Source organism: Rhodoferax sediminis (assembly GCF_006970865.1).
GTDB classification, from domain to species: domain Bacteria; phylum Pseudomonadota; class Gammaproteobacteria; order Burkholderiales; family Burkholderiaceae_C; genus Rhodoferax_A; species Rhodoferax_A sediminis.
In genome coordinates, this window is sequence record NZ_CP035503.1 from 812,973 (window position 1) to 838,812 (window position 25,840).

The 25,840-nt window shown below is 63.9% G+C and carries 32 protein-coding genes and 1 tRNA gene; 30 read left to right on the top strand and 3 right to left on the bottom strand.

Translation table 11 applies throughout. The features are described 5' to 3' along the window. Positions 1–6: 6 nt before the first annotated feature. From EUB48_RS03885 to hisD, 9 genes are all read left to right on the top strand, one after another. Positions 7–789, top strand: coding sequence for an MlaA family lipoprotein (locus EUB48_RS03885; RefSeq protein ID WP_142817702.1), 783 nt, complete (start codon positions 7–9; stop codon positions 787–789). Positions 790–920: 131 nt separating this feature from the next. Continuing rightward, a complete protein-coding gene (locus tag EUB48_RS03890; protein WP_142817703.1) occupies positions 921–1,562 on the top strand; it encodes an MlaC/ttg2D family ABC transporter substrate-binding protein in 642 nt (213 codons plus the stop codon). Between the two features lie 2 nt (positions 1,563–1,564). Next, positions 1,565–1,837 carry an STAS domain-containing protein gene (locus EUB48_RS03895; protein WP_077563158.1) on the top strand — a complete coding sequence of 91 codons (273 nt, stop codon included), beginning with the start codon at positions 1,565–1,567 and terminating at the stop codon, positions 1,835–1,837. A 98-nt stretch (positions 1,838–1,935) separates the two neighbouring features. Next, entirely contained in the window at positions 1,936–2,928 is a 993-nt protein-coding gene (locus EUB48_RS03900) for an ABC transporter ATP-binding protein (RefSeq protein ID WP_142817704.1), read from the top strand. Continuing rightward, the gene (locus EUB48_RS03905; protein ID WP_142817705.1) at positions 2,925–3,680 is read left to right on the top strand and encodes an ABC transporter permease; all 756 of its coding nucleotides are present in this window, start codon (positions 2,925–2,927) and stop codon (positions 3,678–3,680) included. Before EUB48_RS03900 ends, EUB48_RS03905 begins: the two co-directional genes overlap by 4 nt. Before the next feature lie 14 nt (positions 3,681–3,694). Beyond that, positions 3,695–3,937: a BolA family protein gene (locus EUB48_RS03910; protein ID WP_077563152.1), complete on the top strand. Its 243-nt coding sequence runs from the start codon at positions 3,695–3,697 to the stop codon at positions 3,935–3,937. Positions 3,938–3,944: 7 nt separating this feature from the next. After that, a complete protein-coding gene (gene murA / locus EUB48_RS03915; protein ID WP_142817706.1) occupies positions 3,945–5,225 on the top strand; it encodes a UDP-N-acetylglucosamine 1-carboxyvinyltransferase in 1,281 nt (426 codons plus the stop codon). Further along, on the top strand, positions 5,222–5,860 hold the full coding sequence (gene hisG / locus EUB48_RS03920; protein ID WP_142817707.1) for an ATP phosphoribosyltransferase: 639 nt from the start codon (positions 5,222–5,224) through the stop codon (positions 5,858–5,860). Before murA ends, hisG begins: the two co-directional genes overlap by 4 nt. 18 nt (positions 5,861–5,878) lie before the next feature. Next, positions 5,879–7,195: a histidinol dehydrogenase gene (gene hisD, locus EUB48_RS03925; protein ID WP_142817708.1), complete on the top strand. Its 1,317-nt coding sequence runs from the start codon at positions 5,879–5,881 to the stop codon at positions 7,193–7,195. 27 nt (positions 7,196–7,222) lie between these two features. Here the strand turns inward: hisD and EUB48_RS03930 are convergent, their stop codons facing one another. Next, positions 7,223–9,460, bottom strand: coding sequence for an NADP-dependent isocitrate dehydrogenase (locus EUB48_RS03930; protein ID WP_142817709.1), 2,238 nt, complete (start codon positions 9,458–9,460; stop codon positions 7,223–7,225). Positions 9,461–9,667: 207 nt separating this feature from the next. Between EUB48_RS03930 and hisC the strand changes: the two genes are divergently transcribed. The 12 genes from hisC to tatC all read left to right on the top strand — a co-directional run bounded on the left by hisC (position 9,668) and on the right by tatC (position 17,071). Then, the gene (gene hisC, locus EUB48_RS03935) at positions 9,668–10,765 is read left to right on the top strand and encodes a histidinol-phosphate transaminase (RefSeq protein WP_142817710.1); all 1,098 of its coding nucleotides are present in this window, start codon (positions 9,668–9,670) and stop codon (positions 10,763–10,765) included. Continuing rightward, positions 10,762–11,370: an imidazoleglycerol-phosphate dehydratase HisB gene (gene hisB, locus EUB48_RS03940; protein WP_142817711.1), complete on the top strand. Its 609-nt coding sequence runs from the start codon at positions 10,762–10,764 to the stop codon at positions 11,368–11,370. Before hisC ends, hisB begins: the two co-directional genes overlap by 4 nt. A gap of 54 nt (positions 11,371–11,424) precedes the next feature. After that, positions 11,425–12,096 (top strand): imidazole glycerol phosphate synthase subunit HisH, encoded by a 672-nt coding sequence (gene hisH / locus EUB48_RS03945; protein ID WP_142817712.1) that lies wholly within the window; start codon positions 11,425–11,427, stop codon positions 12,094–12,096. Positions 12,097–12,136: 40 nt separating this feature from the next. Beyond that, positions 12,137–12,877, top strand: a complete 741-nt coding sequence (gene hisA / locus EUB48_RS03950) for a 1-(5-phosphoribosyl)-5-[(5-phosphoribosylamino)methylideneamino]imidazole-4-carboxamide isomerase (RefSeq protein ID WP_142817713.1) — start codon at positions 12,137–12,139, stop codon at positions 12,875–12,877. A gap of 111 nt (positions 12,878–12,988) precedes the next feature. Continuing rightward, a complete protein-coding gene (hisF, locus tag EUB48_RS03955; RefSeq protein ID WP_142817714.1) occupies positions 12,989–13,768 on the top strand; it encodes an imidazole glycerol phosphate synthase subunit HisF in 780 nt (259 codons plus the stop codon). 83 nt (positions 13,769–13,851) lie between these two features. Further along, on the top strand, positions 13,852–14,241 hold the full coding sequence (hisI, locus tag EUB48_RS03960; RefSeq protein ID WP_142817715.1) for a phosphoribosyl-AMP cyclohydrolase: 390 nt from the start codon (positions 13,852–13,854) through the stop codon (positions 14,239–14,241). Between the two features lie 6 nt (positions 14,242–14,247). Next, positions 14,248–14,640, top strand: coding sequence for a phosphoribosyl-ATP diphosphatase (locus EUB48_RS03965; protein WP_142817716.1), 393 nt, complete (start codon positions 14,248–14,250; stop codon positions 14,638–14,640). Further along, positions 14,637–15,032, top strand: coding sequence for a DUF4870 family protein (locus EUB48_RS03970; RefSeq protein WP_142817717.1), 396 nt, complete (start codon positions 14,637–14,639; stop codon positions 15,030–15,032). Before EUB48_RS03965 ends, EUB48_RS03970 begins: the two co-directional genes overlap by 4 nt. Further along, positions 15,029–15,388, top strand: coding sequence for a histidine triad nucleotide-binding protein (locus EUB48_RS03975; protein WP_142817718.1), 360 nt, complete (start codon positions 15,029–15,031; stop codon positions 15,386–15,388). The genes EUB48_RS03970 and EUB48_RS03975 overlap by 4 nt, the downstream gene beginning before the upstream one ends. A gap of 78 nt (positions 15,389–15,466) precedes the next feature. Further along, positions 15,467–15,709 (top strand): Sec-independent protein translocase subunit TatA, encoded by a 243-nt coding sequence (tatA, locus tag EUB48_RS03980; protein ID WP_142817719.1) that lies wholly within the window; start codon positions 15,467–15,469, stop codon positions 15,707–15,709. A 28-nt stretch (positions 15,710–15,737) separates the two neighbouring features. Continuing rightward, positions 15,738–16,205, top strand: a complete 468-nt coding sequence (tatB, locus tag EUB48_RS03985) for a Sec-independent protein translocase protein TatB (protein ID WP_142817720.1) — start codon at positions 15,738–15,740, stop codon at positions 16,203–16,205. A gap of 68 nt (positions 16,206–16,273) precedes the next feature. Next, a complete protein-coding gene (tatC, locus tag EUB48_RS03990) occupies positions 16,274–17,071 on the top strand; it encodes a twin-arginine translocase subunit TatC (RefSeq protein WP_077563125.1) in 798 nt (265 codons plus the stop codon). A gap of 64 nt (positions 17,072–17,135) precedes the next feature. On the opposite strand, the gene EUB48_RS03995 is transcribed toward tatC, so the two are convergent. Beyond that, positions 17,136–18,302, bottom strand: a complete 1,167-nt coding sequence (locus EUB48_RS03995) for a S1C family serine protease (protein WP_142817721.1) — start codon at positions 18,300–18,302, stop codon at positions 17,136–17,138. 74 nt (positions 18,303–18,376) lie between these two features. On the opposite strand from EUB48_RS03995, the gene EUB48_RS04000 reads away from it, so the two are divergent. Then, complete coding sequence (locus tag EUB48_RS04000) at positions 18,377–19,147, top strand: Nif3-like dinuclear metal center hexameric protein (protein WP_142817722.1); 771 nt, start codon at positions 18,377–18,379, stop codon at positions 19,145–19,147. Continuing rightward, positions 19,144–20,187, top strand: a complete 1,044-nt coding sequence (gene pdxA / locus EUB48_RS04005) for a 4-hydroxythreonine-4-phosphate dehydrogenase PdxA (protein ID WP_142817723.1) — start codon at positions 19,144–19,146, stop codon at positions 20,185–20,187. Before EUB48_RS04000 ends, pdxA begins: the two co-directional genes overlap by 4 nt. Before the next feature lie 58 nt (positions 20,188–20,245). Here the strand turns inward: pdxA and mscL are convergent, their stop codons facing one another. Next, complete coding sequence (mscL, locus tag EUB48_RS04010) at positions 20,246–20,659, bottom strand: large conductance mechanosensitive channel protein MscL (RefSeq protein WP_142817724.1); 414 nt, start codon at positions 20,657–20,659, stop codon at positions 20,246–20,248. 148 nt (positions 20,660–20,807) lie between these two features. Here mscL and petA point away from each other — a divergent pair, with 148 nt between their 5' ends. From petA to EUB48_RS04045, 7 genes are all read left to right on the top strand, one after another. Then, on the top strand, positions 20,808–21,407 hold the full coding sequence (petA, locus tag EUB48_RS04015; protein WP_142817725.1) for a ubiquinol-cytochrome c reductase iron-sulfur subunit: 600 nt from the start codon (positions 20,808–20,810) through the stop codon (positions 21,405–21,407). Between the two features lie 23 nt (positions 21,408–21,430). Then, positions 21,431–22,840: a cytochrome b gene (locus EUB48_RS04020; protein ID WP_142817726.1), complete on the top strand. Its 1,410-nt coding sequence runs from the start codon at positions 21,431–21,433 to the stop codon at positions 22,838–22,840. Positions 22,841–22,857: 17 nt separating this feature from the next. Further along, a complete protein-coding gene (locus EUB48_RS04025; RefSeq protein WP_142817727.1) occupies positions 22,858–23,628 on the top strand; it encodes a cytochrome c1 in 771 nt (256 codons plus the stop codon). A gap of 100 nt (positions 23,629–23,728) precedes the next feature. After that, positions 23,729–24,340 carry a glutathione S-transferase N-terminal domain-containing protein gene (locus tag EUB48_RS04030; protein WP_077563118.1) on the top strand — a complete coding sequence of 204 codons (612 nt, stop codon included), beginning with the start codon at positions 23,729–23,731 and terminating at the stop codon, positions 24,338–24,340. 188 nt (positions 24,341–24,528) lie between these two features. Next, positions 24,529–25,038, top strand: coding sequence for a ClpXP protease specificity-enhancing factor (locus tag EUB48_RS04035; RefSeq protein WP_142817728.1), 510 nt, complete (start codon positions 24,529–24,531; stop codon positions 25,036–25,038). A gap of 58 nt (positions 25,039–25,096) precedes the next feature. Then, positions 25,097–25,172: transfer RNA gene (locus EUB48_RS04040), tRNA-Thr, on the top strand. Between the two features lie 94 nt (positions 25,173–25,266). Then, entirely contained in the window at positions 25,267–25,827 is a 561-nt protein-coding gene (locus tag EUB48_RS04045) for a Crp/Fnr family transcriptional regulator (protein ID WP_244618320.1), read from the top strand. Positions 25,828–25,840: the final 13 nt, after the last annotated feature.

Sequence of the window (25,840 nt, forward strand, 5' to 3'; positions counted from 1 at the left end):
GCCGCTATGAAAAGAAGAGCTGCCCGTGCAGCGTGGGCAGGGGCGTTGGCAGTGTTCGCCTTGTTATCGGGGTGTGCCACCGGCCCCAGTGCGAATCCGCGCGATCCGTTCGAGCCCTTCAACCGCAGCGTTTCCAAATTCAATGATGCGGTCGATGACGCCGTCCTGAAACCGGTCGCGACGGCCTATGTCAAGGTCACGCCTGCCGTGGCGCGTACCGGCGTGAGTAATTTTTTCGGCAACCTGGGCGACGCCTGGTCGGCCGTGAACAGCGTGCTGCAACTGCATGGCCAGGATGCGGCTGAAAGCGCGATGCGCTTTTCCTTCAACACCGTGTTCGGCCTGGGCGGCCTGCTGGACATTGCCGGCGAAGCGGGCATTCCCCGGCACAAGGAAGATTTCGGCCGCACGCTGGCGCGCTGGGGCGTGCCGACCGGGCCGTATCTGGTGCTGCCGCTGCTCGGGCCGTCCACCGTGCGCGACACGGCCGCCCTGCCGGTCGACTGGCAGGGCAATCTGATATCGCGCGTGAACCCCGCCACCGACCGCAATGAGCTTTATCTGTTGCAAACGGTGTCGACGCGTGCGAGTTTGCTCCGGGCCAGCGCCTTGCTGGATGAGGCTGCGCTCGACAAATACAGCTTCACGCGCGATATTTTCCTGCAGGTCCGGGGTGGCAGGGTCGGCAGCGGGCCGGACGCGGATACCGATCAGAACCCGACCCAGCAGAACCAGAATGTGCCCTTGTTCAAATGGAATTTCCCGAGTTTCCCGGGCTTGTCGCGCTGACCCATGCGGACCATGCCGTTGCAGACCGTTTCATGGGGTGACTTGCCGTTGACGAAACCCGTCGGCGCCAGCGCCTCCCAACACGTTATTAAGATATGGGGTCAATGGGCCCCCTTTAAAAAGGAAAAACCATGAATCGACGTTTTCTGGGCCAACTTGCGGTGTCGCTGGTGGCGGTTTTTGCGGCCACCGGTGCACTCGTGGCGCATGCCGCCGACGAAGCGCCCGACGCGCTGGTCAAGCGCCTGTCCACCGACGTCCTGAACAGCATCAAGGCCGACAAGTCCATTCAGGCTGGCGATATTTCCAAGATCGTGGCGCTGGTCGACAGCAAGATCATGCCCAACGTGAACTTCCAGCGCATGACCGCCTCGGCCGTCGGCCCGGGCTGGCGCCAGGCCACGCCCGAGCAGCAGCAGAAGCTGCAGGACGAGTTCAAGACCCTGCTGGTGCGCACCTACTCGGGCGCGCTGTCGCAGGTCAGCAACGACCAGACCATCGTCGTGCAGCCGCTGCGCGCCGGCGCCGACGGCAGCGACGTGGTGGTGCGCACCCAGGTCAGGGGCAGCGGCGACCCGATCCAGCTCGATTACCGGCTGGAGAAAACGCCGGGCCAGGGCTTTGGCTGGAAAATCTACAACCTGAACGTGATGGGCGTATGGCTGGTTGAAACCTATCGCAGCCAGTTTGCGCAGGAAATCAATGCCAAGGGCATCGACGGCCTGATTGCCACGCTGACCGAGCGCAACAAGGCGAACGCCAAGAAAAGCTGAACATGCTTGTATTGCCCTCCGAGCTGATGCAGCGCGAGGCGACGGCCTGCCTGCACATGCTGGTGCAGGGGCTGCGCTCGCAGCCTGATGCGGTCGTGGTGGCCGATGCCGCCGCATTGACCTCGTTCGACTCGTCGGCGCTGGCCGTGCTGCTGGAATGTCGGCGCCAGGCGCACGCATCGGGCAAGACGTTTGGCGTGAAGCATCTGCATCCGCGCCTGCGCGAACTCGCGGCACTCTATGGTGTGGGTGAGTTGCTGCCGGCCACGCCCTGACTTTCCTGCGCAGCGTGCCGTGTGCTGTCCGCCCCTGTGGGGCTGCTGGCGGCGGAAAAAGCAGGCAGCGGGCCCAGGCCTTAAAATCACCGGCTCCCATGCCCGCCATCTCCTTTCAGTCCGTCTCCAAAACCTATTCCCTGGCACACGGTCAGCTCAAGGCACTGGACCAGGTCAGCTTTGACATCGAAGATGGTGAATTCTTCGGTTTGCTCGGCCCCAATGGCGCCGGCAAGACCACCCTCATCAGCATCCTGGCCGGCCTGTCGCGCGCTACCGGCGGCAAGGTGCTGGTGCAGGGCTGCGATGTGCAGGCCGACTACGCGCAGGCGCGCCGCAAGCTCGGCGTGGTGCCGCAGGAACTGGTGTTCGACCCGTTTTTCAGCGTGGTTGAAGCCCTGCGCATCCAGTCGGGCTATTTTGGCGTCAAGAACAACGGCGCCTGGATCGACGAGCTGCTGGCCAGCCTGGGCCTGGCCGACAAGGCCGATGCAAATATGCGCCAGCTGTCCGGTGGCATGAAACGCCGCGTGCTGGTGGCGCAGGCGCTGGTGCACAAGCCGCCCGTCATCGTGCTCGACGAGCCCACCGCCGGCGTGGACGTGGAGCTGCGCCAGACCCTGTGGCAGTTTGTCGCCAAACTCAACAAGCAGGGGCACACCGTGCTGCTCACAACGCACTACCTGGAAGAGGCCGAGGCCCTGTGCGGACGCATTGCGATGCTGCAAAACGGCCGTGTGGTGGCGTTGGCGCCAACCTCCGAGTTGCTCAAGTCGGCCTCCAGCAATGTGCTTCGCTTCAAAATTGATAGCGAACTCCCCAAGGCGTTGGCCGACAAGGCGCGTATTACGGGCCGCATCGTGCAGTTCCCCGCGCACAACGCCTTCGAGATCGAGCAATACCTGGGCGCCATTCGCGAGGCCGGGCTGCACGCCGAAGACATCGAAATCCGCAAGGCCGACCTGGAAGACGTGTTCCTGAACGTCATGGCCGGCAAGTCCGCGGGAGCGGCGGTCCTGAATACCGACGGTCCGGTACCGGACGAGGCCGACAGCACGGTGCGCGAAGCGGCCGGCATGGGAGTGGCATGAACGGTTGGCAGACCCTGCTGTACAAGGAAGTGCTGCGGTTCTGGAAAGTCGGTTTCCAGACCGTTGCGGCGCCGGTGCTGACCGCGATTTTGTACCTGCTGATCTTCGGCCATGTGCTCGAAGGCCGCGTCAAGGTGTTCGGCACGGTCAGCTATACGGCGTTCTTGGTGCCCGGGCTGGTCATGATGAGCGTGCTGCAAAACTCGTTTGCCAACAGTTCGTCGTCGCTGATCCAGAGCAAGATCATGGGCAACCTGGTGTTCGTGCTGCTCACGCCGCTGTCGCACTGGAGCTGGTATGTGGCCTATGTGGGCTCGTCCGTGGTGCGCGGGCTGGCAGTGGGCGTCGGCGTGTTCATCGCGACGGTGTTTTTTATCCACCCGGGCGTCGTGGCACCGCTGTGGGTGGTGGCGTTCGCCGTGCTCGGCGCAGCGATCCTGGGCTCGCTGGGTGTGATCGCCGGGCTCTGGGCCGAAAAATTCGACCAGATGGCGGCGTTCCAGAACTTCGTGATCGTGCCCATGACGTTTTTGAGCGGGGTGTTTTACTCGATTCATTCGCTGACGCCGTTCTGGCAGATCGTCAGCCACCTGAACCCGTTCTTCTACATGATCGATGGCTTTCGCTACGGCTTTTTCGGCGTCAGCGATGTCTCGCCGTGGCTCAGCCTGGGCATCGTGGGCGCGGCGCTGGTGGTGGTCAGCACGCTGGCCGTGCATCTGCTGCGCATAGGCTACAAAATCCGGGGCTGAAAGGAACACAACACATGACTGCCGAAGAACTCCAATCCCTCATTGCCGCGGCGCTGCCCTGCGACCACATCGAGCTCGAAGGCGACGGCCGCCACTGGTACGCCACCATCGTGTCAGCCGAGTTCGAGGGCAGGCGTGCCATCCAGCGCCACCAACGGGTGTATGCCGCGCTGGGTGCGAAAATGCTCACCGACGAGGTCCACGCCTTGTCGATGAAAACCTTCACGCCGGCCGAGTGGGCCGTCGAACCACACTGATTCTTTCATGGACAAATTGCTGATTCGCGGGGGCCGCCAGCTCCACGGCGAAGTGCGGATTTCCGGCGCCAAGAACGCGGCGCTGCCCGAAATGTGCGCCACCTTGCTGACCGACGAGACCGTCAACCTGCTCAACGTGCCGCGCCTGCACGACGTGGCGACCATGCGCCGGCTGCTCGACAACATGGGCGTGCGCACCGAGACGCATGGCGAGCGCGGCGGCCTGTCGCTCCAGGCAGCCGCACCGATCAAGCCCGAAGCGCCGTATGAGCTGGTCAAGACCATGCGCGCTTCGGTGCTCGCGCTCGGGCCGCTGCTGGCGCGTTTTGGCGAAGCCACGGTGTCGCTGCCCGGGGGCTGTGCCATCGGCTCACGCCCGGTCGACCAGCACATCCGGGGTTTGCAGGCGATGGGCGCCGAAATCGTGGTCGAGCACGGCTACATGATCGCCAGACTGCCCCAGGGCCGCACGCGCCTGCAGGGCGCGCGCATCACCACCGACATGGTGACCGTCACGGGCACCGAGAACCTGATGATGGCGGCGACGCTGGCCGAGGGTGAGACGATTCTGGAGAACGCCGCGCAGGAGCCCGAGATTGCCGATCTGGCCGGGATGCTGATCAAGATGGGCGCGCAGATCGACGGCCAGGGCGGCAGCCGCATCCGCATCGGGGGGGTTGAAAAACTTCATGGCTGCACGCACCAGGTGGTGGCGGACCGCATCGAGGCCGGCACCTTCCTGTGCGCGGTCGCGGCCACCGGCGGCGACGTGCTGCTCCAGCACGGCCGCGCCGACCATCTGGATGCGGTGATCGACAAGCTGCGCGACGCCGGCGTCAGCGTGACGGCCATGGAGGGCGGCATCCGCGTGCAGTCGCCGGGGGCCGGTTCAGGCCGCCTCAAGGCCCAGAGTTTCCGCACCACCGAATATCCGGGCTTTCCGACCGACATGCAGGCCCAGTTCATGGTGCTCAACTGCATCGCGCAGGGCCCGAGCCTGGCGACCGAGACGATTTTCGAGAACCGCTTCATGCACGTCAACGAACTGATTCGCCTGGGTGCGAATATCCAGATCGACGGCAAGGTGTCGATGGTCGAAGGGGTCGAAAAACTCTCGGGCGCGACCGTCATGGCCACCGATTTGCGCGCGTCCGCCAGCCTCGTGATCGCCGGCCTGGTGGCCGATGGCGAAACCCAGGTCGACCGCATCTACCATCTGGATCGCGGCTACGACCAGATGGAGACCAAGCTGCGCGGCATTGGCGCCGATATCGAGAGGGTGAAATGATCACGCTGGCGCTCTCCAAGGGCCGCATCTTCGACGAGACCCTGCCGCTGCTGCGCGCGGCCGGCATCGAGGTGCGGGGCGACCCGGAAAAATCGCGCGAGCTGATCCTCGCCACCAACCAGAGCGACGTGCGCGTGCTGGTGGTGCGCGCCACCGACGTGCCGACCTATGTGCAGTACGGCGGCGCAGATCTGGGCATCACCGGCAAGGACACGCTGCTCGAGCATGGCAGCCTGGGCCTGTACCAGCCGCTGGACCTGCAGATTGCCAAATGCCGCATCAGCGTCGCGGTGCGCGAGGGCTTCGACTACCTGGACGCCGTGCAGCAGGGCAGCCGGCTCAAGGTGGCGACCAAGTACGTGGCCATCGCGCGCGATTTCTTCGCCACCAAGGGCGTGCACGTGGACCTGATCAAGCTCTACGGCAGCATGGAGCTGGCGCCGCTGACCGGGCTGGCCGACGCGATCGTCGACCTGGTCTCCACGGGCAACACCCTCAAGGCCAACCACCTGGTGGAGGTCGAGCGCATCATGGACATCAGCGCTCGTCTGGTGGTGAACCAAGCGGCGCTCAAGCTCAAGCAGGCGCCGATCCGCCGGATCATTGACGCGTTTGCCACCGCCGTCGCCCAGTAGGTTATTTTCTGGATTACTATGAATTTAGTAGCTTCTCCCGCCCGTCTGTCAACGGCCTCGAGCACTTTTGAGGCCGAATTCAAGGCGCGGCTGCACTGGTCGGCGCAGGACGACGCCGCGATCGAGCAGCGCGTGGCCGGCATCCTGGCCGATGTGCGTGAGCGTGGCGACGCGGCCGTGCTCGAGTACACGAATCGCTTCGATGGCCTGGGCGCGGCGTCGATGCAGGCGCTCGAACTCACGCAGTCCGAACTGAAAGCGGCGTTCGAGTCCCTGCCCGCGGCCCAGCGCGACGCGCTGCAGGCCGCCGCAGCGCGCGTGCGCAGCTACCACGAGGCGCAGAAGAAGGCCAATGGCGAAAGCTGGTCGTACCGCGACGAGGACGGCACGCTCCTGGGCCAGAAGGTCACGCCGCTGGACCGCGTCGGCATCTACGTGCCGGGTGGCAAGGCGGCGTACCCGTCGTCGGTGCTGATGAACGCGATTCCGGCCCATGTGGCGGGGGTTGGCGAGATCATCATGGTGGTGCCGACGCCGCAGGGCGCGAAAAACCCGCTGGTGCTGGCCGCCGCCTTCGTGGCCGGCGTGACCCGCGCCTTCACCATCGGCGGCGCGCAGGCCGTGGCGGCGCTGGCCTACGGCACGCAAAGCATGGCGGGCGTGGACAAGATCACCGGCCCCGGCAATGCCTACGTGGCCGCCGCCAAGCGCCGCGCGTTCGGCACGGTGGGCATCGACATGATCGCCGGGCCGAGCGAAATCCTGGTGCTCGCCGACGGCAGCACACCCGCCGACTGGGTGGCGATGGATTTGTTCAGCCAGGCCGAGCATGACGAACTCGCACAAAGCATTCTGCTGTGCCCCGACGCGGCCTATATCGACGCCGTGCAGCGCGAAATCGACCGCCTGCTGCCCGAGATGCCGCGCCAGGAAATCATCGCCAAGAGCCTGACCGGCCGCGGTGCGCTGATCCACACGCGCAGCATGGAAGAGGCCTGCACCCTCAGCAACCGCATCGCGCCCGAGCACCTGGAAGTGAGCAGCCGCGAGCCGCACCGCTGGGAGCCGCTGCTCAAACACGCGGGCGCGATCTTCCTGGGCGCCTACACCAGCGAATCGCTGGGCGACTACTGCGCCGGCCCGAACCACGTGCTGCCGACCAGCGGCACGGCGCGCTTTTCCAGCCCGCTGGGCGTCTACGACTTCCAGAAACGCTCGAGCCTGATCGAGGTCAGCGAAGCGGGCGCGCAGATTCTTGGAAAAATAGCCGCCGAATTGGCCTACGGTGAAGGCCTGCAGGCGCATGCGCGCGCTGCCGAGATGCGGCTCAAATAATCCGGCTGCGGCGCTGCGAACTGCGGCTTAAACCTTTGCGGCTTCGAGGGCGGCGTTGAAGGTCGGGCTGGGGCGCATCACCGCCGTACATTTTTCAAGGTCGGGCAGGTAGTAGCCGCCAATGTCCACGGGCTTGCCCTGCACGGCCTTGAACTCACCGATGATTTGCGGCGCCTTGTCGCCGAGCGCCTTGGCCAGCGCGGCGAAATGCGCCTGCAGCGCCGTGTCTTCGGTCTGCGCGGCCAGCGCCTGCGCCCAGTACAGCGCCAGATAGAACTGGCTACCCCGGTTGTCCAGCTCGCCCGTGCGTGGCGACGGTGACTGGTTGTTGTCGAGCAGCTTGCCGGTGGCCTCATCAAGGGTCCTGGCCAGGATCTTCGCCTTGGTGTTGCCGGTCTTGAGCCCCAAGTCCTCCAGCGACACCGCCAGCGCCAGATACTCGCCCAGCGAGTCCCAGCGTAGATGGTTTTCCTCGACCAGTTGCTTGACGTGCTTGGGTGCGGAGCCGCCTGCACCGGTCTCGTACATGCCGCCGCCGGCCATCAGCGGCACGATGGAGAGCATCTTCGCGCTGGTGCCGAGTTCCATGATGGGGAACAGGTCGGTCAGGTAGTCGCGCAGGATGTTGCCGGTGACCGAGATGGTGTCCAGGCCGCGGATCACGCGCTCCAGCGTGTAGCGCATGGCGCGGGTCTGCGACATGATCTGGATGTCCAGGCCGCTGGTGTCGTGGTCCTTCAGGTAGCGCTGCACCTTCTTGATGAGCTCGGCCTCGTGCGGGCGGTACGGGTCGAGCCAGAACAGCGCCGGCATGCCCGAGTTGCGCGCGCGGTTCACGGCCAGCTTGACCCAGTCGCGAATCGGCGCGTCCTTGACCTGGCACATGCGCCAGATGTCGCCGGCTTGCACGTTCTGCGACAGCAGCACTTCGCCGGTGGCGATGTCGACGATGTTGGCGTGGCCGGCCTCGGCCACTTCGAAGGTCTTGTCGTGCGAGCCGTATTCCTCGGCCTGCTGGGCCATCAGGCCCACATTGGGCACGGTGCCCATGGTTACGGGGTCGAAGTTGCCGTTGGTCTTGCAGAAGTTGATGATCTCCTGGTAGATGCGCGCGAAGGTACTCTCCGGGATCACCGCCTTGGTGTCCTTCGGGCGGCCATCGGCACCCCACATCTTGCCGCCGAGGCGGATCATGGCCGGCATCGAGGCATCGACGATCACGTCGTTCGGGGCGTGCAGGTTGGAGATGCCCCTGGCCGAGTCCACCATCGCCAGTTCGGGCCGGTGCTCGTGGCAGGCGTGTAGGTCGCGGATGACTTCCTCGCGCTTGCTGCTGGGCAGGGTTTCGAGCTTGTCATAAAGGTTGACGAGGCCGTTGTTGACGTTCACGCCCAGTTCATCAAACAGCTTGCCGTGCTTTTCGAAGGCTTCCTTGTAGAACACGCGCACGGCGTGGCCGAACACGATGGGGTGCGAGACCTTCATCATGGTGGCCTTCACGTGCAGCGAGAACATCATGCCGGTCTTGCGCGCGTCTTCCATCTGTTCGTCGTAGAACTCAAGCAGGGCCTTCTTGCTCATGAACATGCTGTCGATGATTTCACCGTCCAGCAGCGACACCCTGGGCTTGAGCACGATGGTCCGGCCAGCAGGGGTGACCAACTCCATCCTGACGTCGCGCGCCTTGTCGAGGGTCATGGATTTTTCGCCATGGTAGAAGTCGCCGTGCTTCATGTGCGCCACGTGGGTGCACGAGGCCATGCTCCACTCGCCCATGCTGTGCGGGTGCTTGCGCACGTAGTTCTTCACGGCGTTGGGCGCGCGCCGGTCGGAGTTGCCCTCGCGCAGGACCGGGTTCACGGCGCTGCCCAGGCACTTCGAGTAGCGGGTGCGAATCGCCTTGTCCGCATCCGTCTTCGGATCCTCGGGGTAGTCGGGCACCGGATAGCCGCGCGACTGCAATTCCTTGATCGCGCTGACGAGCTGGTGCACCGAGGCGCTGATGTTGGGCAGCTTGATGATGTTGGTGTCCGGCGCCAGCGTGAGGCGGCCGAGCTCGGCCAGGTTGTCGGGGACCTTCTGCGCGTCGCTCAGGAATTCCGGGAACTCGGCCAGGATCCGCGCCGCCACCGAGATGTCGCTCTCGGCGACCTCGATGCCGGCCGGCGCCGCGAAGCTTCGAACAATGGGCAGAAAAGCACACGTGGCCAGATACGGCGCTTCGTCGGTGAGGGTGTAAATGATTTTCGATTTGCCTGATGCCATGGGAGTCTTTCAATCGGTTGTCTGGAGTGCCCGTGGAAAATACCATGGTTTTCGGCCCGCGGCGGGCGGGCTCGGGCGAGGACGGCGGCGCTGAATTGACACAGACACTAAATTTGTGCGGCGCGACGCTCTTGCTATAGTCCCAAGCGACACCGTGCAGGTCATCACCCCTTTCGACGCCGGCCCTGAACGGCTGAAACCACTTATATGACAGCGCTTGATTCCCAACCCAAAAATCGTATCCGCCAGGACATCCAGTCCATGCACGCCTACGCCGTGCAGGACGCCAGGGGCATGGTCAAGCTCGACGCGATGGAGAACCCGCACCGCCTGCCGCCCGAACTGCAGGCCGAACTGGGCCAACGGCTCGGCGCGCTGGCGCTGAACCGCTACCCGGACGGCCGCGTGAACGACCTGCGCGCCGCGCTGGCCGCTTACGCGAAGATGCCCGACGGCTTCGACATCATGCTGGGCAACGGCTCGGACGAGCTGATCTCGCTGCTGGCACTGGCCTGCGATATTCCGGGGGCCAGCATCCTGGCGCCGGTGCCGGGCTTCGTGATGTACGCCATGAGCGCCCAGCTGCAGGGCATGGCCTTCCACGGCGTGCCGCTCACGGCCGACTTCGAGCTCGACGAGGCCGCGATGCTGGCGGCCATTGGCGAGCACCGGCCGTCCATCGTGTATCTCGCCTACCCGAACAACCCGACGGCCAACCTGTGGGACGACGCGGTAATCGAGAAGATCGTCGTGGCGCAGGGCCGTCAGGGCGGCCTGGTCGTGCTGGACGAGGCCTACCAGCCGTTTTCCAGCAAGAGCTACATCGACCGCGTCAATCACCACGGCCACGTGCTGCTGATGCGCACGCTGTCCAAGTTCGGCCTGGCGGGTGTGCGGCTGGGCTACATGATGGGGCCGAAGGCGCTGATTGCCGAGATCGACAAGGTGCGTCCGCCCTACAACATCAGCGTGCTGAACTACGAGTGCGCCTTGTTTGCGCTTGAACATTCTGAAGTATTTGCGGCGCAAGCCCTTGACCTGCGTGCGCAGCGCGCTATTCTTTTTGAAGTGCTCCAGGATTTGCCGGGCATTAGAGCCTGGCCCAGCGACGCCAATATGATCCTCGTGCGCGTGCTGGGCGAGGGCGATCGGGCCGCCCAAACGTTTGACGGCATGAAGGCGCGGGGCGTGCTGGTCAAGAACGTTTCTAAAATGCACCCCTTGCTGGCGAATTGTTTGCGCCTGACCGTCGGAACGGCGCAGGAAAACGTCAAAATGCTGGCAGCGCTCAAAGAATCACTATGACCACCTCGCCTCCCACTGCACGCACCGCCGAAGTCTCCCGCAAAACGGCCGAGACCCGGATCACCGTCAAGCTCAACCTGGATGGCACGGGTGTGTCGCATCTGGCCACCGGCATCGGCTTTTTCGACCACATGCTGGACCAGATCGCGCGCCACGGCCTGATCGACCTCGACATCCAGGCCGCGGGCGACCTGCACATCGACGGCCACCACACGGTAGAAGACGTGGGCATCACCTTTGGCCAGGCCGTGTACAAGGCCGTGGGCGACAAAAAAGGCATCCGCCGCTACGGCCACGCCTACGTGCCGCTCGACGAGGCGCTGTCGCGCGTGGTGATCGATTTTTCGGGCCGCCCCGGCCTGGTCATGAACGTGCCGTTCAAGAGCGGCATGATCGGCACCTTCGACAGCCAGCTCGCACACGAATTCTTCCAGGGCTTCGTGAACCATGCGTTCGTCACGCTGCACATCGACAACCTGAAGGGCGAGAACGCGCACCACCAGGCCGAGACGGTGTTCAAGGCGTTTGCGCGGGCGCTGCGCTTTGCGCTCGAGATCGACCCGCGCGCGGCCGGCACCATTGCTTCCACCAAAGGGTCGCTCTGAGCGGGTTTCATGACAAAGTGGCCTCCAGCCGGCGTCCATAGGGCGTAATCAGCTATGAATTCAGTAGCAAACAAGACCGTCGCCGTCGTCGACTACGGCATGGGAAACCTGCGCTCGGTGTCGCAGGCCGTGCAGGCCGCGGCGCAGGGCAGCGGTTACAAGGTCATCATCACGTCGCGCCCCGAGGAGGTGCGCGCGGCCGAGCGCGTGGTGCTGCCGGGGCAGGGCGCCATGCCCGACTGCATGCGCGAGCTGCGCGAATCGGGCCTGCAGGCGTCGGTGCTGGAGGCCGCCGCCGGCAAGCCGCTGTTCGGCGTGTGCGTGGGCATGCAGATGCTGCTGGATCGCAGCGACGAAGGCAACACGCCGGGCCTCGCGCTGATCCATGGCGACGTCATCAAGTTCGAGCTGGCGGGGCGCCTGCAGCCCGACGGCAGCCGTTACAAAGTGCCACAAATGGGCTGGAACCAGGTGCACCAGCTGGACCCGGGCACCGGGCGGCACCCGATCTGGGGCGACGTGCCCGACAACAGCTACTTCTATTTCGTGCACAGCTACTACGTCCGACCGTCGGATGCGCGCCACAGCGCGGGCGTGGCGGACTACGGCGGAAGCTTTACGGCGGCGATTGCACGCGATAATATTTTCGCCACCCAGTTCCACCCCGAAAAAAGCGCCGACCACGGCCTCGCCCTGTACCGCAACTTCCTGTACTGGAATCCCTAGTTCTTCTCCGCTGCCCACGGCATCACGTTTCTTCCCAGTCATGTTATTGATCCCCGCAATTGACCTCAAAGACGGCCACTGTGTGCGCCTCAAACAAGGCGACATGGACCAGTCCACCACCTTTGGTGAAGATCCCGCCCTAATGGCCCGCAGCTGGGTCGACAAGGGCGCGCGGCGCCTGCACCTGGTGGACCTGAACGGCGCGTTCGCGGGCAAACCCAAGAACGAGCTCGCCATCCGCAAGATCCTGCGCGAAGTAGGCGGCGAGATCGACGTGCAGCTCGGCGGCGGCATCCGAGACCTCGACACCATCGAGCGCTACCTCGACGCCGGCCTGCGCTACGTGATCATCGGCACGGCCGCCGTGAAGAATCCCGGTTTCCTGCAGGACGCCTGCACCGCATTCGGCGGCCACATCATCGTCGGGCTCGACGCCAGGGACGGCAAGGTCGCCACCGACGGCTGGAGCAAACTCACCGGCCACGAGGTGGTCGACCTGGCCAAGAAGTTCGAAGACTACGGCGTCGAGTCGTTCATCTACACCGATATCGGCCGCGACGGCATGCTCACAGGCATCAACATCGACGCCACGGTCAAGCTGGCACAGGCGCTCACGGTGCCCGTGATCGCCTCGGGGGGCCTGTCCAGCATCGCCGACATCGAGCAACTGTGTGAAGTCGAAGACCAGGGCATCGAGGGGGTGATCTGCGGGCGCGCCATCTACAGCGGCGACCTCGACTTCGCCAGCGCCCAGACCTTGGCTGACGAGTTCAACGGATGAAATGATGGCCCCCACGCTCGTCACTTCGTGTACTTCGCTGCCCCCCGAGGGGACCGCATTTTGCCTTGGGGCGGCCCGGCGGCAAAACCTGGCTTTTGTTGGTAGCGAATCTTGTTAGCGAAACGCATCATTCCCTGCCTCGACGTCACCGGCGGGCGCGTGGTCAAGGGCGTCAATTTCGTCGAGTTGCGCGATGCCGGCGACCCGGTCGAGATCGCCGCGCGCTACAACGAGCAGGGCGCCGACGAGTTGACTTTTCTGGACATCACCGCCACCAGCGACGGGCGCGACCTGATCCTGCCCATCATCGAGGCGGTGGCCAGCCAGGTCTTCATTCCGCTGACCGTGGGCGGCGGCGTGCGCACCGTGGATGACGTGCGGCGTCTACTGAACGCGGGCGCCGACAAGACCAGCTTCAACTCGGCGGCGATCGCCAATCCCGATGTGATCGAGGCGGCCTCGGCCAAATACGGCGCGCAATGCATCGTGGTGGCGATCGACGCCAAGCGGCGCTCCGGGGAAGACGCCAGGACGCGCGGCCCGGGCTGGGACGTCTACAGCCACGGCGGGCGCAAGAACACCGGCCTGGACGCCGTGGCCTGGGCCTGCGAGATGGCGCGCCGCGGCGCGGGCGAGATCCTGCTCACCAGCATGGACCGCGACGGTACCAAGTCGGGGTTCGATCTGGCCCTCACGCGCGCGGTGAGCGACGCGGTCAGCGTGCCGGTGATCGCCTCGGGCGGCGTCGGCAACCTCGATCACCTGGCCGACGGCATCCAGATCGGCGGCGCCGATGCGGTGCTGGCCGCCAGCATCTTCCACTACGGCGAGTACACCGTGGGCCAAGCCAAGCGGCACATGGCGGCGCGCGGCATTCCGGTGCGTCTCTAAAGCTTTTCCACCCCAAGTCCTCGTAGCTGGGGTCTTGATGACTATGAATTTCATAGCATCCCGAAATACCCGACAATCTCCTCATGAACTGGCTTGACGAAGTGAAATGGGACGCCCAGGGGCTGGTCCCGGTGATCGCGCAGGAGGTGGGCAGCGGCGACGTGCTGATGTTCGCCTGGATGAACCGCGAGGCGCTGCAAAAGACGGCCGAACTGGGCCGCGCGGTGTATTTCAGCCGCTCGCGCGCCAAGCTGTGGTTCAAGGGCGAAGAATCCGGCCACATCCAGACGGTGCATGAGCTGCGTATTGACTGCGACAACGACGTGATCCTGCTCAAGGTCACGCAGCTCGGCCACACGCCGGGCATTGCGTGCCACACTGGCCGGCACAGCTGCTTTTTCAGCCTTTACAAGGATGGCACCTGGCAGGTCACCGAGCCGGTCTTGAAAGACCCCGAATCCATCTACAAATAGGGTGCCATGAGCTCGAACGATTCGCTGGCGCGGCTCGCCGCCGTGATTGAAAGCCGCAAACCGGGCCATGGCGGCGACCCCGAAAAAAGCTATGTGGCGCGCCTGCTGGAGCGCGGGCCGGACGCCTTCCTGAAGAAAATCGGCGAAGAAGCCACCGAAGTGGTAATGGCGGCCAAGGATGCCGAGCATGGCGGCGACCCGTCCAAAATTGTGGGCGAGGTGGCCGATCTGTGGTTTCACTGCCTGATCGCGCTGGCCCACTATGGCCTGGCGCCCGCGGACGTGATCGCCGAACTGGAGCGCCGCGAAGGCACCAGCGGCATCGAGGAAAAGGCACTGCGCAAGGTGCGCGCGCGAGAACATGAAGCGAGTGCCGTTGCACCAGGGAGAAAGCCATGAACGACATCATCGATGCCAATATGAGCGATAAAGAAAAGGCCGAATCGCTCAAGACCGTGGGCTGGGTCAGCTATATCCTGCACCTCATCGTGGCGATCGGTGCCGTGATTCCGGGTGCACAGGTCGGCTTGGCCCTGCTGCTGGTGGCGCTGGTGATCGACCTGGTCAAAAAGGGCGACGCTGGGGGTAGCTGGCAGGCCAGCCATTTCTCGTGGCGCATCCGCTCCGTCCTGTGGGCCGGCATTTTGTATGTGATCACGATCCCGTTGTGGCTGCTGTTCGTCGTGCCGGGCTGGATCGCCTGGGGCCTTATTTCCATCTGGTTCCTGTACCGCATCGTGCGCGGCATGGTGGCCATGAACGACAGCCAGCCGGTTGGCAATACCCTATGACACACGACCCGAATTGCCTTTTCTGCAAGATCATCGAGGGCAAGATCCCCTCGACCAAGGTCTATGAAGATGAGGAACTCTTTGCTTTCAACGATATCCACCCGTGGGCGCCCGTGCATTTCCTGATGGTGCCCAGGCTGCATATTGCGTCGATGGCCCAGGTCGGCCCCGAGCACGCCGGCCTGTTGGGGCGCATGATGGTGCTGGCGCCGCAGCTGGCGCTGCAGGCGGGCTGCCAGCCGTATCCCGAAGGGGGGTTCCGGATCGTGGTCAATACCGGCGAGCAGGGCGGGCAGGAGGTCCACCACCTGCACATGCACGTGATCGGCGGGCCGCGGCCGTGGCGCAGGGGCTGAGTGGGGTCAATCGGGACTGCCTGGTTTACCCCGGGCATTGCACCATCTAAAATCAACGTTATTCGTCAGGAGAAACTCATGGGACTATCGACTACACATCTGCTTATTTTTCTGGTCATCATCATCGTGATTTTCGGCACCAAGAAACTCAGAAACATCGGCTCCGACCTCGGCGGGGCGGTCAAGGGCTTCAAGGACGGCATGAAGGACGGCACGGCCGACAAGCCTGCCGAGGCCACCGCAGCGGTGACACAGCAGGTCGGCTCCGCCGCGCCGGTGGGCAAAGAGACCATCGACGTCGAAGCCAAGACCAAGAGCTGAAATGCAGGCACCACGGGGGGCTGCGTAAGTGCTCGATATTGGCGTCACCAAGCTCGCCATCATTGGCGGTATCGCGCTGGTAGTGATCGGCCCCGAGCGGCTGCCGGGGCTGGCGCGCATGATCGGCACCCTGATGGGGCGTGCGCAGCGCTACGTGGCGGACGTGAAGGCCGAGGTGAGCCGTTCGATGGACCTGGACGAGCTCAAGAAGATGAAGGAAACGATGGAAGACGCGGCGCGCGATGTCGGCCAATCCATCAAGACCGGGGCCAGCGAGTTCGAAAAACAGTGGTCGGATGCCACCAGCGACACGCCGGCGTCCAGCCTCGCCGGCGATGTCGCACCCAGCTATCCGCAGTATCGCCATCCGGGCAAGAAATGGCGGCTGAAGCAGGGCGCTACGCCGCAGTGGTACAAGGCGCGTGCGGGCATCCGCACCAAGGCTCTGTCCGGCGCAGCGCGCGTGGCCCGCTACCGGCCGCACAAGTTCAATTAACTGCAGGCGGTTTGCTGCCGCCTGTTCGCTCCAAGGTATGTTGGGCGTGATCCCAATCAATTCCCATCATGTCCGACCCCGAAAAAAGTAAAGAAGACGAACTGGCTGGCACCGAGCAGCCGTTTGTGCAGCACCTGATCGAGTTGCGCGACCGGCTGCTGTATTCGTGCTATGGCGTCGGTATCGTGCTGGTGGTGCTGTTTTTCTACCCGGGCCCGTCCCGTCTGTACGACCTGCTGGCCATGCCGCTGGTCAAGGCCTTGCCCGAAGGCTCCAAGATGATCGCGGTGGGTGTGGTGTCGCCGTTCCTGGTGCCGATCAAGGTGTCCGTGCTGGTCGCCGTGGGCATTGCGCTGCCCTGGATCCTGTACCAGATCTGGGCCTTTGTGGCGCCGGGGCTGTACAAGCACGAGCGCCGCCTGGTCCTGCCGCTGGTCACCGCCAGCACCATCCTGTTCTACCTGGGCACCGCCTTTTGCTACTTTTTTGTCTTCGGCCAGGCCTTCCCGGCGATCCAGCGGCTGGCGCCCCACTCGGTGGCGGTGACGCCCGACATCGAGGCCTACCTGGACTTCGTGATCACCATGTTCCTGGCCTTTGGCGTGGCCTTCGAAGTGCCGGTCATCGTCGTCATCCTGGCGCGCATGGGGCTCGTGACGGTGGCGCAGCTCAAGTCCTGGCGCGCCTACTTTCTGGTGGGCGCTGCGGGCGTGGCCGGTCTGGTCACGCCGCCCGATCCGGTCTCCATGCTGGCGCTGCTGCTGCCCATGTACATGTTGTACGAGGTGGGCATCTGGTCGGCCCAGATTTTCATCAAGCACACAAAGGCGCCCGACGAGGAGGCCAAGGCTTCCGAAGTTCAGTGAAATAGCCCCCGCGCCCTTATGGAATATGCGCCGTCAGCTATCTGTCGGATAGCAGACGAGGCGGCTACCGCTCCTCCTTGCGGGGCTTGGGCCGCAACCCGGGGGTCACGTCGAGTTCAATCCGGGCCTCCTGGCGCAGCAGTGCGAATTTGACCGGTGTGCCGGGCTTGAGCGCCGACACGCTGGTCAACAGCTCGCCCACATTGCTCACCGGCTTGCCAGCCACGCTCACGATCACGTCGCCGGGCTTGATGCCCGCCTGCGCCGCCGGCCCGTTTTGCAGCACGCCGGTGATGATCACGCCGGCCAGCGCATCCGGGTTGCCGTCCTTGGGCAGCTTCAAACCAAAGGTTTCCGCCAGTTCGGGCGACAGGTTGTTGGGTTCCACGCCGATCCAGCCGCGCGTGACGCGGCCGTCTTTCACGATGCTGTCGAGCACCTGGCGCGCGGTCGACACCGGAATGGCGAAGCCGATGCCCATGCTGCCGCCGGAGCGCGAAAAAATGGCGGTGTTGATGCCCATCAGATTGCCATTGACGTCCACCAGCGCGCCGCCCGAGTTGCCGGGGTTGATGGCGGCATCGGTCTGGATGAAGTTCTCGAAGGTGTTGATGCCCAGATGGTTGCGCCCGAGCGCGCTCACGATGCCGCCCGTGACCGTCTGGCCGACGCCGAACGGATTGCCAATGGCCAGCACCTGGTCGCCCACCTGCAGCGCATCCGAATTGCCCAGCACGATCACGGGCAGGCGATCCAGGTCGATCTTCAGGATGGCCAGGTCGGTGTCGGGGTCGGTGCCGATCACCTTGGCCTGGGCGTGGCGGCTGTCGTTGAGAATGACCTCGATTTCGTCGGCGCCCTCCACCACATGGTTGTTGGTCAGGATGTAGCCGCTGGGACTGACGATCACGCCGCTGCCCAGGCTGGTCTGCGGCTCGTCGCCGCGGTCGCCAAAAAAGAACTTGAACCACGGGTCGTCGCCGTTCGGATTCTTCTCGGCGGCCTTGCTGGTGTTGATGCTGACCACGGCCGGCGCGGCCTTCTTTGCCGCGGCGCTGAAGCTGCCGGTCGCCGGAAGTGACGAACTCGCCGCCGGCGCCTCGATCACCGCCACCGCGCCGCCGCCCGAGGCCGTCTTGCCCAGCCATTCGGGATGCAGGGTCGCCGTCACGAAGTAGGCCGCCAGCAGCACGGTGACGGTTTGCGAAAAAAGGAGCCAAAAACGTTTCATGGCGCAATTGTCCACGACCGGGCCGTACTTTGGCCCACAATCATGGCAAAACCCTGTCCCTTTTGATGCACCGCATGATTCACCGCCACCAACTGCTCGCCGCCTTCGACACCCTGCTGGAGCCCGCGCGCTTCAAGGACTACGGGCCGAACGGCCTGCAGGTCGAGGGCCGCGCCAGCGTCGCCAAAATCGTCTCGGGCGTGACGGCCAGCCGGGCCCTCATCGAGGCCGCCATCACGGCCCGGGCCGATGCGATTTTTGTGCATCATGGGCTGTTCTGGCGCGGCCAGGACGGCACGGTGACTGGCTGGATGAAGCAGCGGTTGGCGCTGCTGCTGGGGGCCGACATCAACTTGTTCGCCTATCATCTGCCGCTGGACGCGCATCCGCTCCTGGGCAACAACGCGCAGTTCGGGCTCCAGCTCGGATTGCAGGCGCTGGAAGGCGTTGCGGGCCGCTTTGGCGAGCAGGACCTGGGTTTTCTGGGCGGGCGCGTGGAAGGCGGCAGCTTTGGCAGCGCCCGCAGTCTCGCCGATTACCTCCAGCATGTGCTCAATCGGCCGGTAGTCCTTGTCAGTGCTTCGCCGGGCACTATAAAAAAAATAGCATGGTGCACCGGCGGCGCGCAGGGCTATTTCGAGGCGGCCATTGCGGCCGGGGCCGATGCCTTCATCACCGGCGAGATTTCCGAACCCCAGGCGCACTACGCGCGCGAGTGCGGCGTGGCCTACCTGGCCTGCGGCCACCACGCCAGCGAGCGCTATGGCGCGCCGGCGGTGGCGGCGCACGTGGCCGCGCAGTTCGGCCTGGCGCACGAGTTCATCGACATCGACAACCCGGCATGAACAAACCGATAGCTATCACCTTGGGCGACGCGGCCGGCATCGGCCCCGAAATCATTGCCAAGGCGTTCCGCGACGCGCCGCACGCGACGCGCGGCTGCTTTGTCGCCGGCGACGTGGCGACGCTGCGCCGTGCGGTGTCCTTCATCAGCGGCGCGGGGCAGGTTGCCTTGCCGGTGGCCGTGATCGAGGCGCCGTCAGAGGCCTTGCTTGCGCCGCCGCGCTGCATCCCGGTGCTGCAAATCTCAAGCCTGTCCGGGCCCGTCCCGTTGGGGCGGGTGAGCGGTGCGGCTGGCAAGTTCGCGGCCGATTGCGTCACCTGGGCGGCGCGCGCGGCGCTGCGCGGCGAGATCGCGGCCCTGGTTACTGCACCGCTGCACAAGGAGGCGCTGGCCGCCGCGGGCATCGCGTTCCCCGGGCATACCGAGCTGCTCCAGGCCGAGGCGGCGGCTTTTCTGGGCAAACCCGTGCAGGACGTGCCGGTGCGCATGATGCTCGCCAACGACGAATTGCGCACCGTGCTGGTCAGCATTCATGTCTCTCTGCGCGCCGCGATCGAGGCGGTGACCTTCGACAACGTGCTGCAAACCTTGCGGCTGACCCACCAATTCGTGCGCGGACCTGTTGGGTCGACGCGACACCGCAGGCCGCGTATCGGCGTTGCGGGGCTGAATCCGCACGCCGGCGAGGGCGGGCTGTTCGGGCGTGAAGAGATCGACATCATTGCGCCGGCGATTGCCGCGGCGCGCCGGGACGGGATCGACGCGAGCGGGCCGTTTGCGCCCGACACGGTGTTCATGCGGGCGCGTGCCAGGGACGGCCAGCCGGGCGAGTTCGACGTGGTGCTGGCGATGTACCACGACCAGGGCCTGATCCCGGTCAAGTACCTTGGCGTGGACAAGGGCGTGAACGTCACACTCGGCCTGCCGCTGGTGCGCACCAGCCCGGACCACGGCACCGCCTTCGACATTGCCGGCAGCGGCGCGGCCGATGCGGCCAGCCTGATCGCGGCGATCCACATGGCGCGCCAGCTTTGTGCATGAAAAATGCCTGAAGCCCATAGCCTGTAAGGCCTGATTGCTACGAAGCCCGTAGCAGCGCTTACTTTTTCAGGTTGTCGCGAATCTCGCGCAGCAGCAACACGTCTTCCGGCGTGGCGGCGGGCGCGGCGGGCGGGGCTTCTTTCTTGAGACGGTTCATCTGCTTGACCATCATGAAGATGATGAACGCCAGGATGATGAAGTTCAGCGCGACGGTGATGAAGTTGCCGTAGGCAAACACCGCGCCGCCCTTCTTGGCGTCGGCCAGCGAGAGCCCGGCCGCCTGGCCCGACAGGCCGATGTAGTAGCTGGAGAAATCGAGCCCGCCGAAAATCTTGCTGACGACCGGCATGATCAGGTCGCCCACGATCGAATCGACGATCTTGCCGAAGGCGGCGCCGATGATGACACCGACCGCCAGATCCATCGCGTTGCCCTTGACGGCAAATTCCTTGAATTCCTGCATCATGCCCATGGCTTTGCTTTCTTGGTGGATTGAACAGGAAGCAGTATTCCCTATCGAATCGGGCTGTCAAGTGCCGCTTTGGCGTAGAAATGGCCGGAGACGGTCAGCTACAATCGTCGGCTAACCCCCCAAGTTGCGATGTATATTGAGGATTCCCATGAGTGAGACCCAAGTCGACACCAGTAAAAGAACATGGCTGATTGCTTCCGGATGCGCTGGTGCCGTGGGCACCGTTTGCACGGCCGTCCCGTTTGTGGAGAGTTTCGAGCCTTCGGAAAAGGCCAAAGCCGCCGGTGCCGCTGTGGAAGCCGATATTTCCGGCCTCAAACCCGGTGAAAAAATGACCGTGGCGTGGCGTGGCAAGCCGGTCTGGATTGTCCGGCGTACCCCCGAGGAGCTGGCGGGCCTGTCGAAGAACGACCCGGAACTGGCTGACCCCAAGTCGGAGCGTCACCAAGACGAATTCACCCCCGTGTACGCGCGCAACGAATGGCGCTCGATCAAGCCCGAAATCCTCGTGCTGGTGGGCATTTGCACGCATCTGGGCTGTTCGCCGTCGGACCGGTTCACGCCGGGGCCTCAACCTTCGTTGCCGGAGGACTGGCGCGGCGGCTGGCTGTGCCCGTGCCACGGCTCGACTTTCGATCTGGCCGGGCGCGTGTTCAAGAACAAGCCGGCACCGGACAATCTGGAAGTGCCGCCCTATATGTTCCTCTCCGACAGCAAGCTGCTGATCGGCCAGGACAAAAAAGCCTGAACCCGCGGGACCCGGAGCACAACATGGCTGAATTCAAGGAAGTTTCCCCCAATGCCGGCGCTGGCGAAAAGCTGATGAACTGGATCGACAACCGGTTCCCGGCGACCAAGCTCTTCAAAGAGCACATGAGCGAGTACTACGCGCCGAAAAATTTCAATTTCTGGTACATCTTCGGTTCGCTGGCCCTGCTGGTGCTGGTGATCCAGATCGTTACCGGCATTTTCCTGGTGATGAACTACAAGCCCGACGCCGCGCTGGCGTTTGGCTCGGTCGAGTACATCATGCGCGACGTGCCGTGGGGCTGGCTGATCCGCTACATGCACTCCACGGGTGCCTCGGCGTTCTTCGTCGTGGTGTATCTGCACATGTTCCGCGGCCTGCTGTACGGCTCCTACCGCAAGCCGCGCGAGCTGGTGTGGATCTTCGGCTGCGCGATTTTCCTGTGCCTGATGGCCGAGGCCTTCATGGGCTACCTGCTGCCCTGGGGCCAGATGAGCTACTGGGGCGCCCAGGTGATCGTGAACCTGTTCTCCGCCATCCCGTTTGTCGGCCCTGACCTGGCGCTGTGGATTCGCGGCGACTACGTGGTCGGCGACGCCACGCTCAACCGCTTCTTCAGCTTCCACGTGATCGCCGTGCCGCTGGTGCTGCTCGGGCTGGTGGTGGCGCACATCATCGCGCTGCATGAAGTCGGCTCGAACAATCCGGATGGCGTGGAAATCAAGGGCCCGAACGCGCCCAAGGATGCCAACGGCCACCCGCTCGATGGCGTTCCGTTCCATCCGTTCTATACCGTGCATGACATCTTCGGCGTCAGCGTGTTCCTGATGGTGTTCAGCGCCATCATCTTCTTTGCGCCGGAGGTCGGCGGCTACTTCCTGGAAGCCAACAACTTCATTCCCGCCAACCCGCTGCAAACGCCGGCCGAGATTGCGCCCGTGTGGTACTTCACGCCGTTCTACGCGATGCTGCGCTCCGTCACCAGCGAGATGGTGTATGCGCTGATGGCCTGCGTGGTAGCGGGTGCGGCGTTTGGCGTCATCAAGACCAAAATGCCTGCGCTGTTCAAGGGCATCCTCGTGCTGGTGGCCGCCGGCCTGGTGGCCGCGATGCTGAACACCGACGCCAAGTTCTGGGGTGTCATGGTCATGGGCGGCGCGGTCGTCATCCTGTTCTTCCTGCCCTGGCTGGACCGTAGCCCCGTCAAGTCGATTCGCTACCGTCCGGGCTGGCACAAGTACGTATATGCGGTCTTCGTCGTCTACTTTGCGGTGCTGGCCTACATCGGGACCGTACCGCCGTCGCCCACACTCAATCTTATTTCGCAGACAGGAACGTTTTATTACTTCGGCTTTTTCCTGTTGATGCCGTGGTGGAGCCGCCTGGGTACGCCCAAGCCGGTGCCGGCTCGCATCACCTTCGCCGCGCACTGAGCTGGAGACTTTCAACAATGAGCAAACTGAAACAACTGGCTCTGGGCCTGATGGCCGCCATGGCGTTCATGGCGGGCGCACAAGCTGCCGAGGGGGGCATTGCCTGGGACAAGGCACCGAACCAGACCAACGACCTGGCCGCGCTCCAGACGGGCGCCAAACTCTTTGTCAACTATTGTCTGAATTGTCATTCCGCGGCCTTCATGCGCTACACCCGTTTGCAGGACCTCGGCTTGAGCACGCAACAGATCAAGGACAACCTGCTGCCCACCGATGGCACGATGGCCGACACGATGGTCGCGGCCATCAGTCCGGCACAAGCCAAGGAATGGTTCGGTACCAACCCGCCCGACCTGACCCTGGTTGCCCGTTCGCGCGCGGGCCATGGCGGCAGCGGGGCGGACTACCTGTACACCTATTTGCGCACCTTCTACCGCGACGATTCCAAGGCCACCGGCTGGAACAACCTGGCGTTCCCCAATGTGGCCATGCCCAACGTCCTGTGGGAACTGCAAGGCGAGCGCAAGCCGATTTTCGACAAGATCAAGGACAAGGAAACCGGCGAGGATGCCGAGGTTTTCCGCGGCTGGCAGCAGGTCACGCCGGGGACCATGACGCCCCTGAAATTCGAGCAATCGGTGGGTGATCTGGTCAGCTATCTGCAATGGATGAGTGAACCATCGCGCAACACGCGGGTGCGCGTGGGTGTCTGGGTCTTGCTGTTCCTGGGTGTGTTTACCATCATTGCCTGGCGCCTCAACGCGGCGTTCTGGAAAGACGTCAAATAATTACACGCGACTCGGGCGCCGCCGGCGTGCGTCGCCCGAGCCTTCCAGAGTGGGAATGCTCCCGGCATCCCACTCTTTTTGATTTTCAGGAGTCTTCACCATGATGGTGCTTTATTCAGGAACCACCTGCCCGTTCTCCCATCGCTGCCGCTTCGTGCTGTTCGAAAAGGGAATGGATTTCGAGATCCGCGACGTGGATCTCTACAACAAGCCGGAAGACATCAACGTCATGAATCCGTATGGCCAGGTGCCCATCCTGGTCGAGCGTGACCTGATCCTGTACGAGTCGAACATCATCAACGAGTACATCGACGAGCGCTTCCCTCATCCGCAGCTGATGCCCGGCGATCCGGTGGACCGTGCGCGCGTGCGCCTGTTCCTGCTCAATTTCGAGAAGGAGCTGTTCGTGCACGTCTCCACGCTCGAGAACCGGGCCTCCAAAAGCAATGAGAAGGCGCTGGAAAAGGCCCGCTCGCACATCCGCGACCGCCTTACGCAACTGGCGCCGGTGTTCCTCAAGAACAAGTACATGCTGGGCGAGAACTTTTCCATGCTCGACGTGGCCATCGCCCCGCTGCTGTGGCGCCTGGACTACTACGGCATCGACCTCAGCAAGAACGCGGCGCCGCTGCTGAAGTACGCCGAGCGCATATTTTCGCGCCCGGCCTATATTGAAGCGCTGACACCGTCCGAAAAGGTGATGCGCAAGTAATATGGACCCCACGCTTGCCACTTCGTGTGCTTCGCTGAACAAGCCGCCGCGAGACGCGACGACCCTTCGGCCCGTCCAAGCCTGCGCAGGCGGATTTGGAGCCGCGGGCCTCAGCCCCGAGGGGGCTGGCCTTGCCTGGGGCGGCCCGGCGCGGCCGGCGCTGGTCCGGGTTTAATTTGGCTGAATTCATGAATGCCCTGGATTCCTCCTCGACCCGGCCCTACCTGATCCGGGCGCTGTACGAGTGGTGCACCGACAACGGCCTGACCCCTTACGTGGCCGTGCTGGTGGACGAGTCCGTCCAGGTGCCGCGCGAGTACGTGAAGAACGGCGAGATCGTGCTCAACATCAGCTTTGATGCAACCAGCTCGCTCAAGCTTGGCAACGACTTCATCGAATTCAAGGCCCGGTTTGCCGGCACGGCGCGCGAGATCATGGTGCCCGTAAGTCGCGTGATTGCGATCTATGCCCGGGAGAACGGGCAGGGCATGGCGTTTCCGGTTCCGGTGTCTGCACCCGCTGGCGACGAGGCATCGAAGGCGCCGGGTTTGAGCAGTGTGCCGGATGCAACGCGCCCCGTGGAAACCGACCCCAAGGTGGTGCAGATCGCACCGGCCGATGATGCGCCGCACGATGGTGATTCAGAGCCACCACGCCCCTCGGGAGGGGGGCGCCCTTCACTCAAACGGGTGAAGTAGGCAGGGTTTAGGCCGCCGCGGTGGCTGCCGCCCCCCAAGCCAATAAAATAACAAAGTCGCCGATTTAGCTCAGTTGGTAGAGCAACCGCCTTGTAAGCGGTAGGTCGTCAGTTCGAATCCGACAATCGGCACCATTTCACTGCCTCACAGTATCAAGCAACCTCGACGCCCGTACGTTTCCTGGCAAGGCGCGGGCAGCCGAAAACTGCGCAGGATTTTATGGTTTGATTGAATACTTTGGATTTATTTCCGATTTTTCTTGTGAACTCGCGGGGCGCAGATTATCGTCGCGTCCCTATGAAATCCTCTCAGCCTATTGGGGCCAAATCTCTAGTACAGCACCTCGCCCAGGTGATTGCCAAAAATCATGCTTATGACGCGCTCGACCTGCCTTTCACGCCGGCCGAGTGGGCCGTGTTCGGCGACTACCTGCAGCCCTTTGCGCTCGCGCGGGACCAGGTCCTGATCGAGCAGGGCGCGACGGACCGCACGGTGTATTTCATCGAAAGCGGCACACTCAGTGTGCATTGCGTGGATGAAGAAGGCCGCATGAATCTGGCGATGATCGGTGCGGGATCGGTGGTCGGAGAATGGGCGTTTTTTTCCAGAATGGCGCGCAAATCAGATGCCGTCGCCGCCGGCCCCTGCAAGCTGTGGCGCCTCAGCCTGATCCGTTTCATGGACCTTGCCAACCGGCAGCCGGCGCTGGCGCTGCGCATTGCCCTGGCGTTGGGGACGGTCATGGCCAAGCGGGTGGCCAACAAGCCCAAGAGGGTTGCGGCGACCTGAGGGCCGGCTCGCT

Excerpts from the sequence above, each read along its gene's own strand:
- mscL (WP_142817724.1), bottom strand. The coding sequence starts at position 20,659 with ATGGGCATGATGCAGGAATTCAAGGAATTTGCCGTCAAGGGCAACGCG.
- pdxA (WP_142817723.1), top strand. The coding sequence starts at position 19,144 with ATGAACAAACCGATAGCTATCACCTTGGGCGACGCGGCCGGCATCGGC.
- hisG (WP_142817707.1), top strand. The coding sequence starts at position 5,222 with ATGATCACGCTGGCGCTCTCCAAGGGCCGCATCTTCGACGAGACCCTG.
- EUB48_RS03930 (WP_142817709.1), bottom strand. The coding sequence starts at position 9,460 with ATGGCATCAGGCAAATCGAAAATCATTTACACCCTCACCGACGAAGCG.
- tatC (WP_077563125.1), top strand. The coding sequence starts at position 16,274 with ATGTCCGACCCCGAAAAAAGTAAAGAAGACGAACTGGCTGGCACCGAG.
- EUB48_RS04030 (WP_077563118.1), top strand. The coding sequence starts at position 23,729 with ATGATGGTGCTTTATTCAGGAACCACCTGCCCGTTCTCCCATCGCTGC.
- EUB48_RS03975 (WP_142817718.1), top strand. The coding sequence starts at position 15,029 with ATGACACACGACCCGAATTGCCTTTTCTGCAAGATCATCGAGGGCAAG.
- EUB48_RS03910 (WP_077563152.1), top strand. The coding sequence starts at position 3,695 with ATGACTGCCGAAGAACTCCAATCCCTCATTGCCGCGGCGCTGCCCTGC.
- EUB48_RS04000 (WP_142817722.1), top strand. The coding sequence starts at position 18,377 with ATGATTCACCGCCACCAACTGCTCGCCGCCTTCGACACCCTGCTGGAG.
- EUB48_RS04035 (WP_142817728.1), top strand. The coding sequence starts at position 24,529 with ATGAATGCCCTGGATTCCTCCTCGACCCGGCCCTACCTGATCCGGGCG.
- EUB48_RS04020 (WP_142817726.1), top strand. The coding sequence starts at position 21,431 with ATGGCTGAATTCAAGGAAGTTTCCCCCAATGCCGGCGCTGGCGAAAAG.
- EUB48_RS03890 (WP_142817703.1), top strand. The coding sequence starts at position 921 with ATGAATCGACGTTTTCTGGGCCAACTTGCGGTGTCGCTGGTGGCGGTT.
- hisB (WP_142817711.1), top strand. The coding sequence starts at position 10,762 with ATGACCACCTCGCCTCCCACTGCACGCACCGCCGAAGTCTCCCGCAAA.
- EUB48_RS03995 (WP_142817721.1), bottom strand. The coding sequence starts at position 18,302 with ATGAAACGTTTTTGGCTCCTTTTTTCGCAAACCGTCACCGTGCTGCTG.
- hisD (WP_142817708.1), top strand. The coding sequence starts at position 5,879 with ATGAATTTAGTAGCTTCTCCCGCCCGTCTGTCAACGGCCTCGAGCACT.
- hisA (WP_142817713.1), top strand. The coding sequence starts at position 12,137 with ATGTTATTGATCCCCGCAATTGACCTCAAAGACGGCCACTGTGTGCGC.
- petA (WP_142817725.1), top strand. The coding sequence starts at position 20,808 with ATGAGTGAGACCCAAGTCGACACCAGTAAAAGAACATGGCTGATTGCT.
- EUB48_RS03900 (WP_142817704.1), top strand. The coding sequence starts at position 1,936 with ATGCCCGCCATCTCCTTTCAGTCCGTCTCCAAAACCTATTCCCTGGCA.
- EUB48_RS03895 (WP_077563158.1), top strand. The coding sequence starts at position 1,565 with ATGCTTGTATTGCCCTCCGAGCTGATGCAGCGCGAGGCGACGGCCTGC.
- EUB48_RS03970 (WP_142817717.1), top strand. The coding sequence starts at position 14,637 with ATGAACGACATCATCGATGCCAATATGAGCGATAAAGAAAAGGCCGAA.
- EUB48_RS04025 (WP_142817727.1), top strand. The coding sequence starts at position 22,858 with ATGAGCAAACTGAAACAACTGGCTCTGGGCCTGATGGCCGCCATGGCG.
- EUB48_RS03965 (WP_142817716.1), top strand. The coding sequence starts at position 14,248 with ATGAGCTCGAACGATTCGCTGGCGCGGCTCGCCGCCGTGATTGAAAGC.
- murA (WP_142817706.1), top strand. The coding sequence starts at position 3,945 with ATGGACAAATTGCTGATTCGCGGGGGCCGCCAGCTCCACGGCGAAGTG.
- hisC (WP_142817710.1), top strand. The coding sequence starts at position 9,668 with ATGACAGCGCTTGATTCCCAACCCAAAAATCGTATCCGCCAGGACATC.
- hisI (WP_142817715.1), top strand. The coding sequence starts at position 13,852 with ATGAACTGGCTTGACGAAGTGAAATGGGACGCCCAGGGGCTGGTCCCG.
- hisH (WP_142817712.1), top strand. The coding sequence starts at position 11,425 with ATGAATTCAGTAGCAAACAAGACCGTCGCCGTCGTCGACTACGGCATG.
- EUB48_RS03905 (WP_142817705.1), top strand. The coding sequence starts at position 2,925 with ATGAACGGTTGGCAGACCCTGCTGTACAAGGAAGTGCTGCGGTTCTGG.
- EUB48_RS03885 (WP_142817702.1), top strand. The coding sequence starts at position 7 with ATGAAAAGAAGAGCTGCCCGTGCAGCGTGGGCAGGGGCGTTGGCAGTG.
- tatA (WP_142817719.1), top strand. The coding sequence starts at position 15,467 with ATGGGACTATCGACTACACATCTGCTTATTTTTCTGGTCATCATCATC.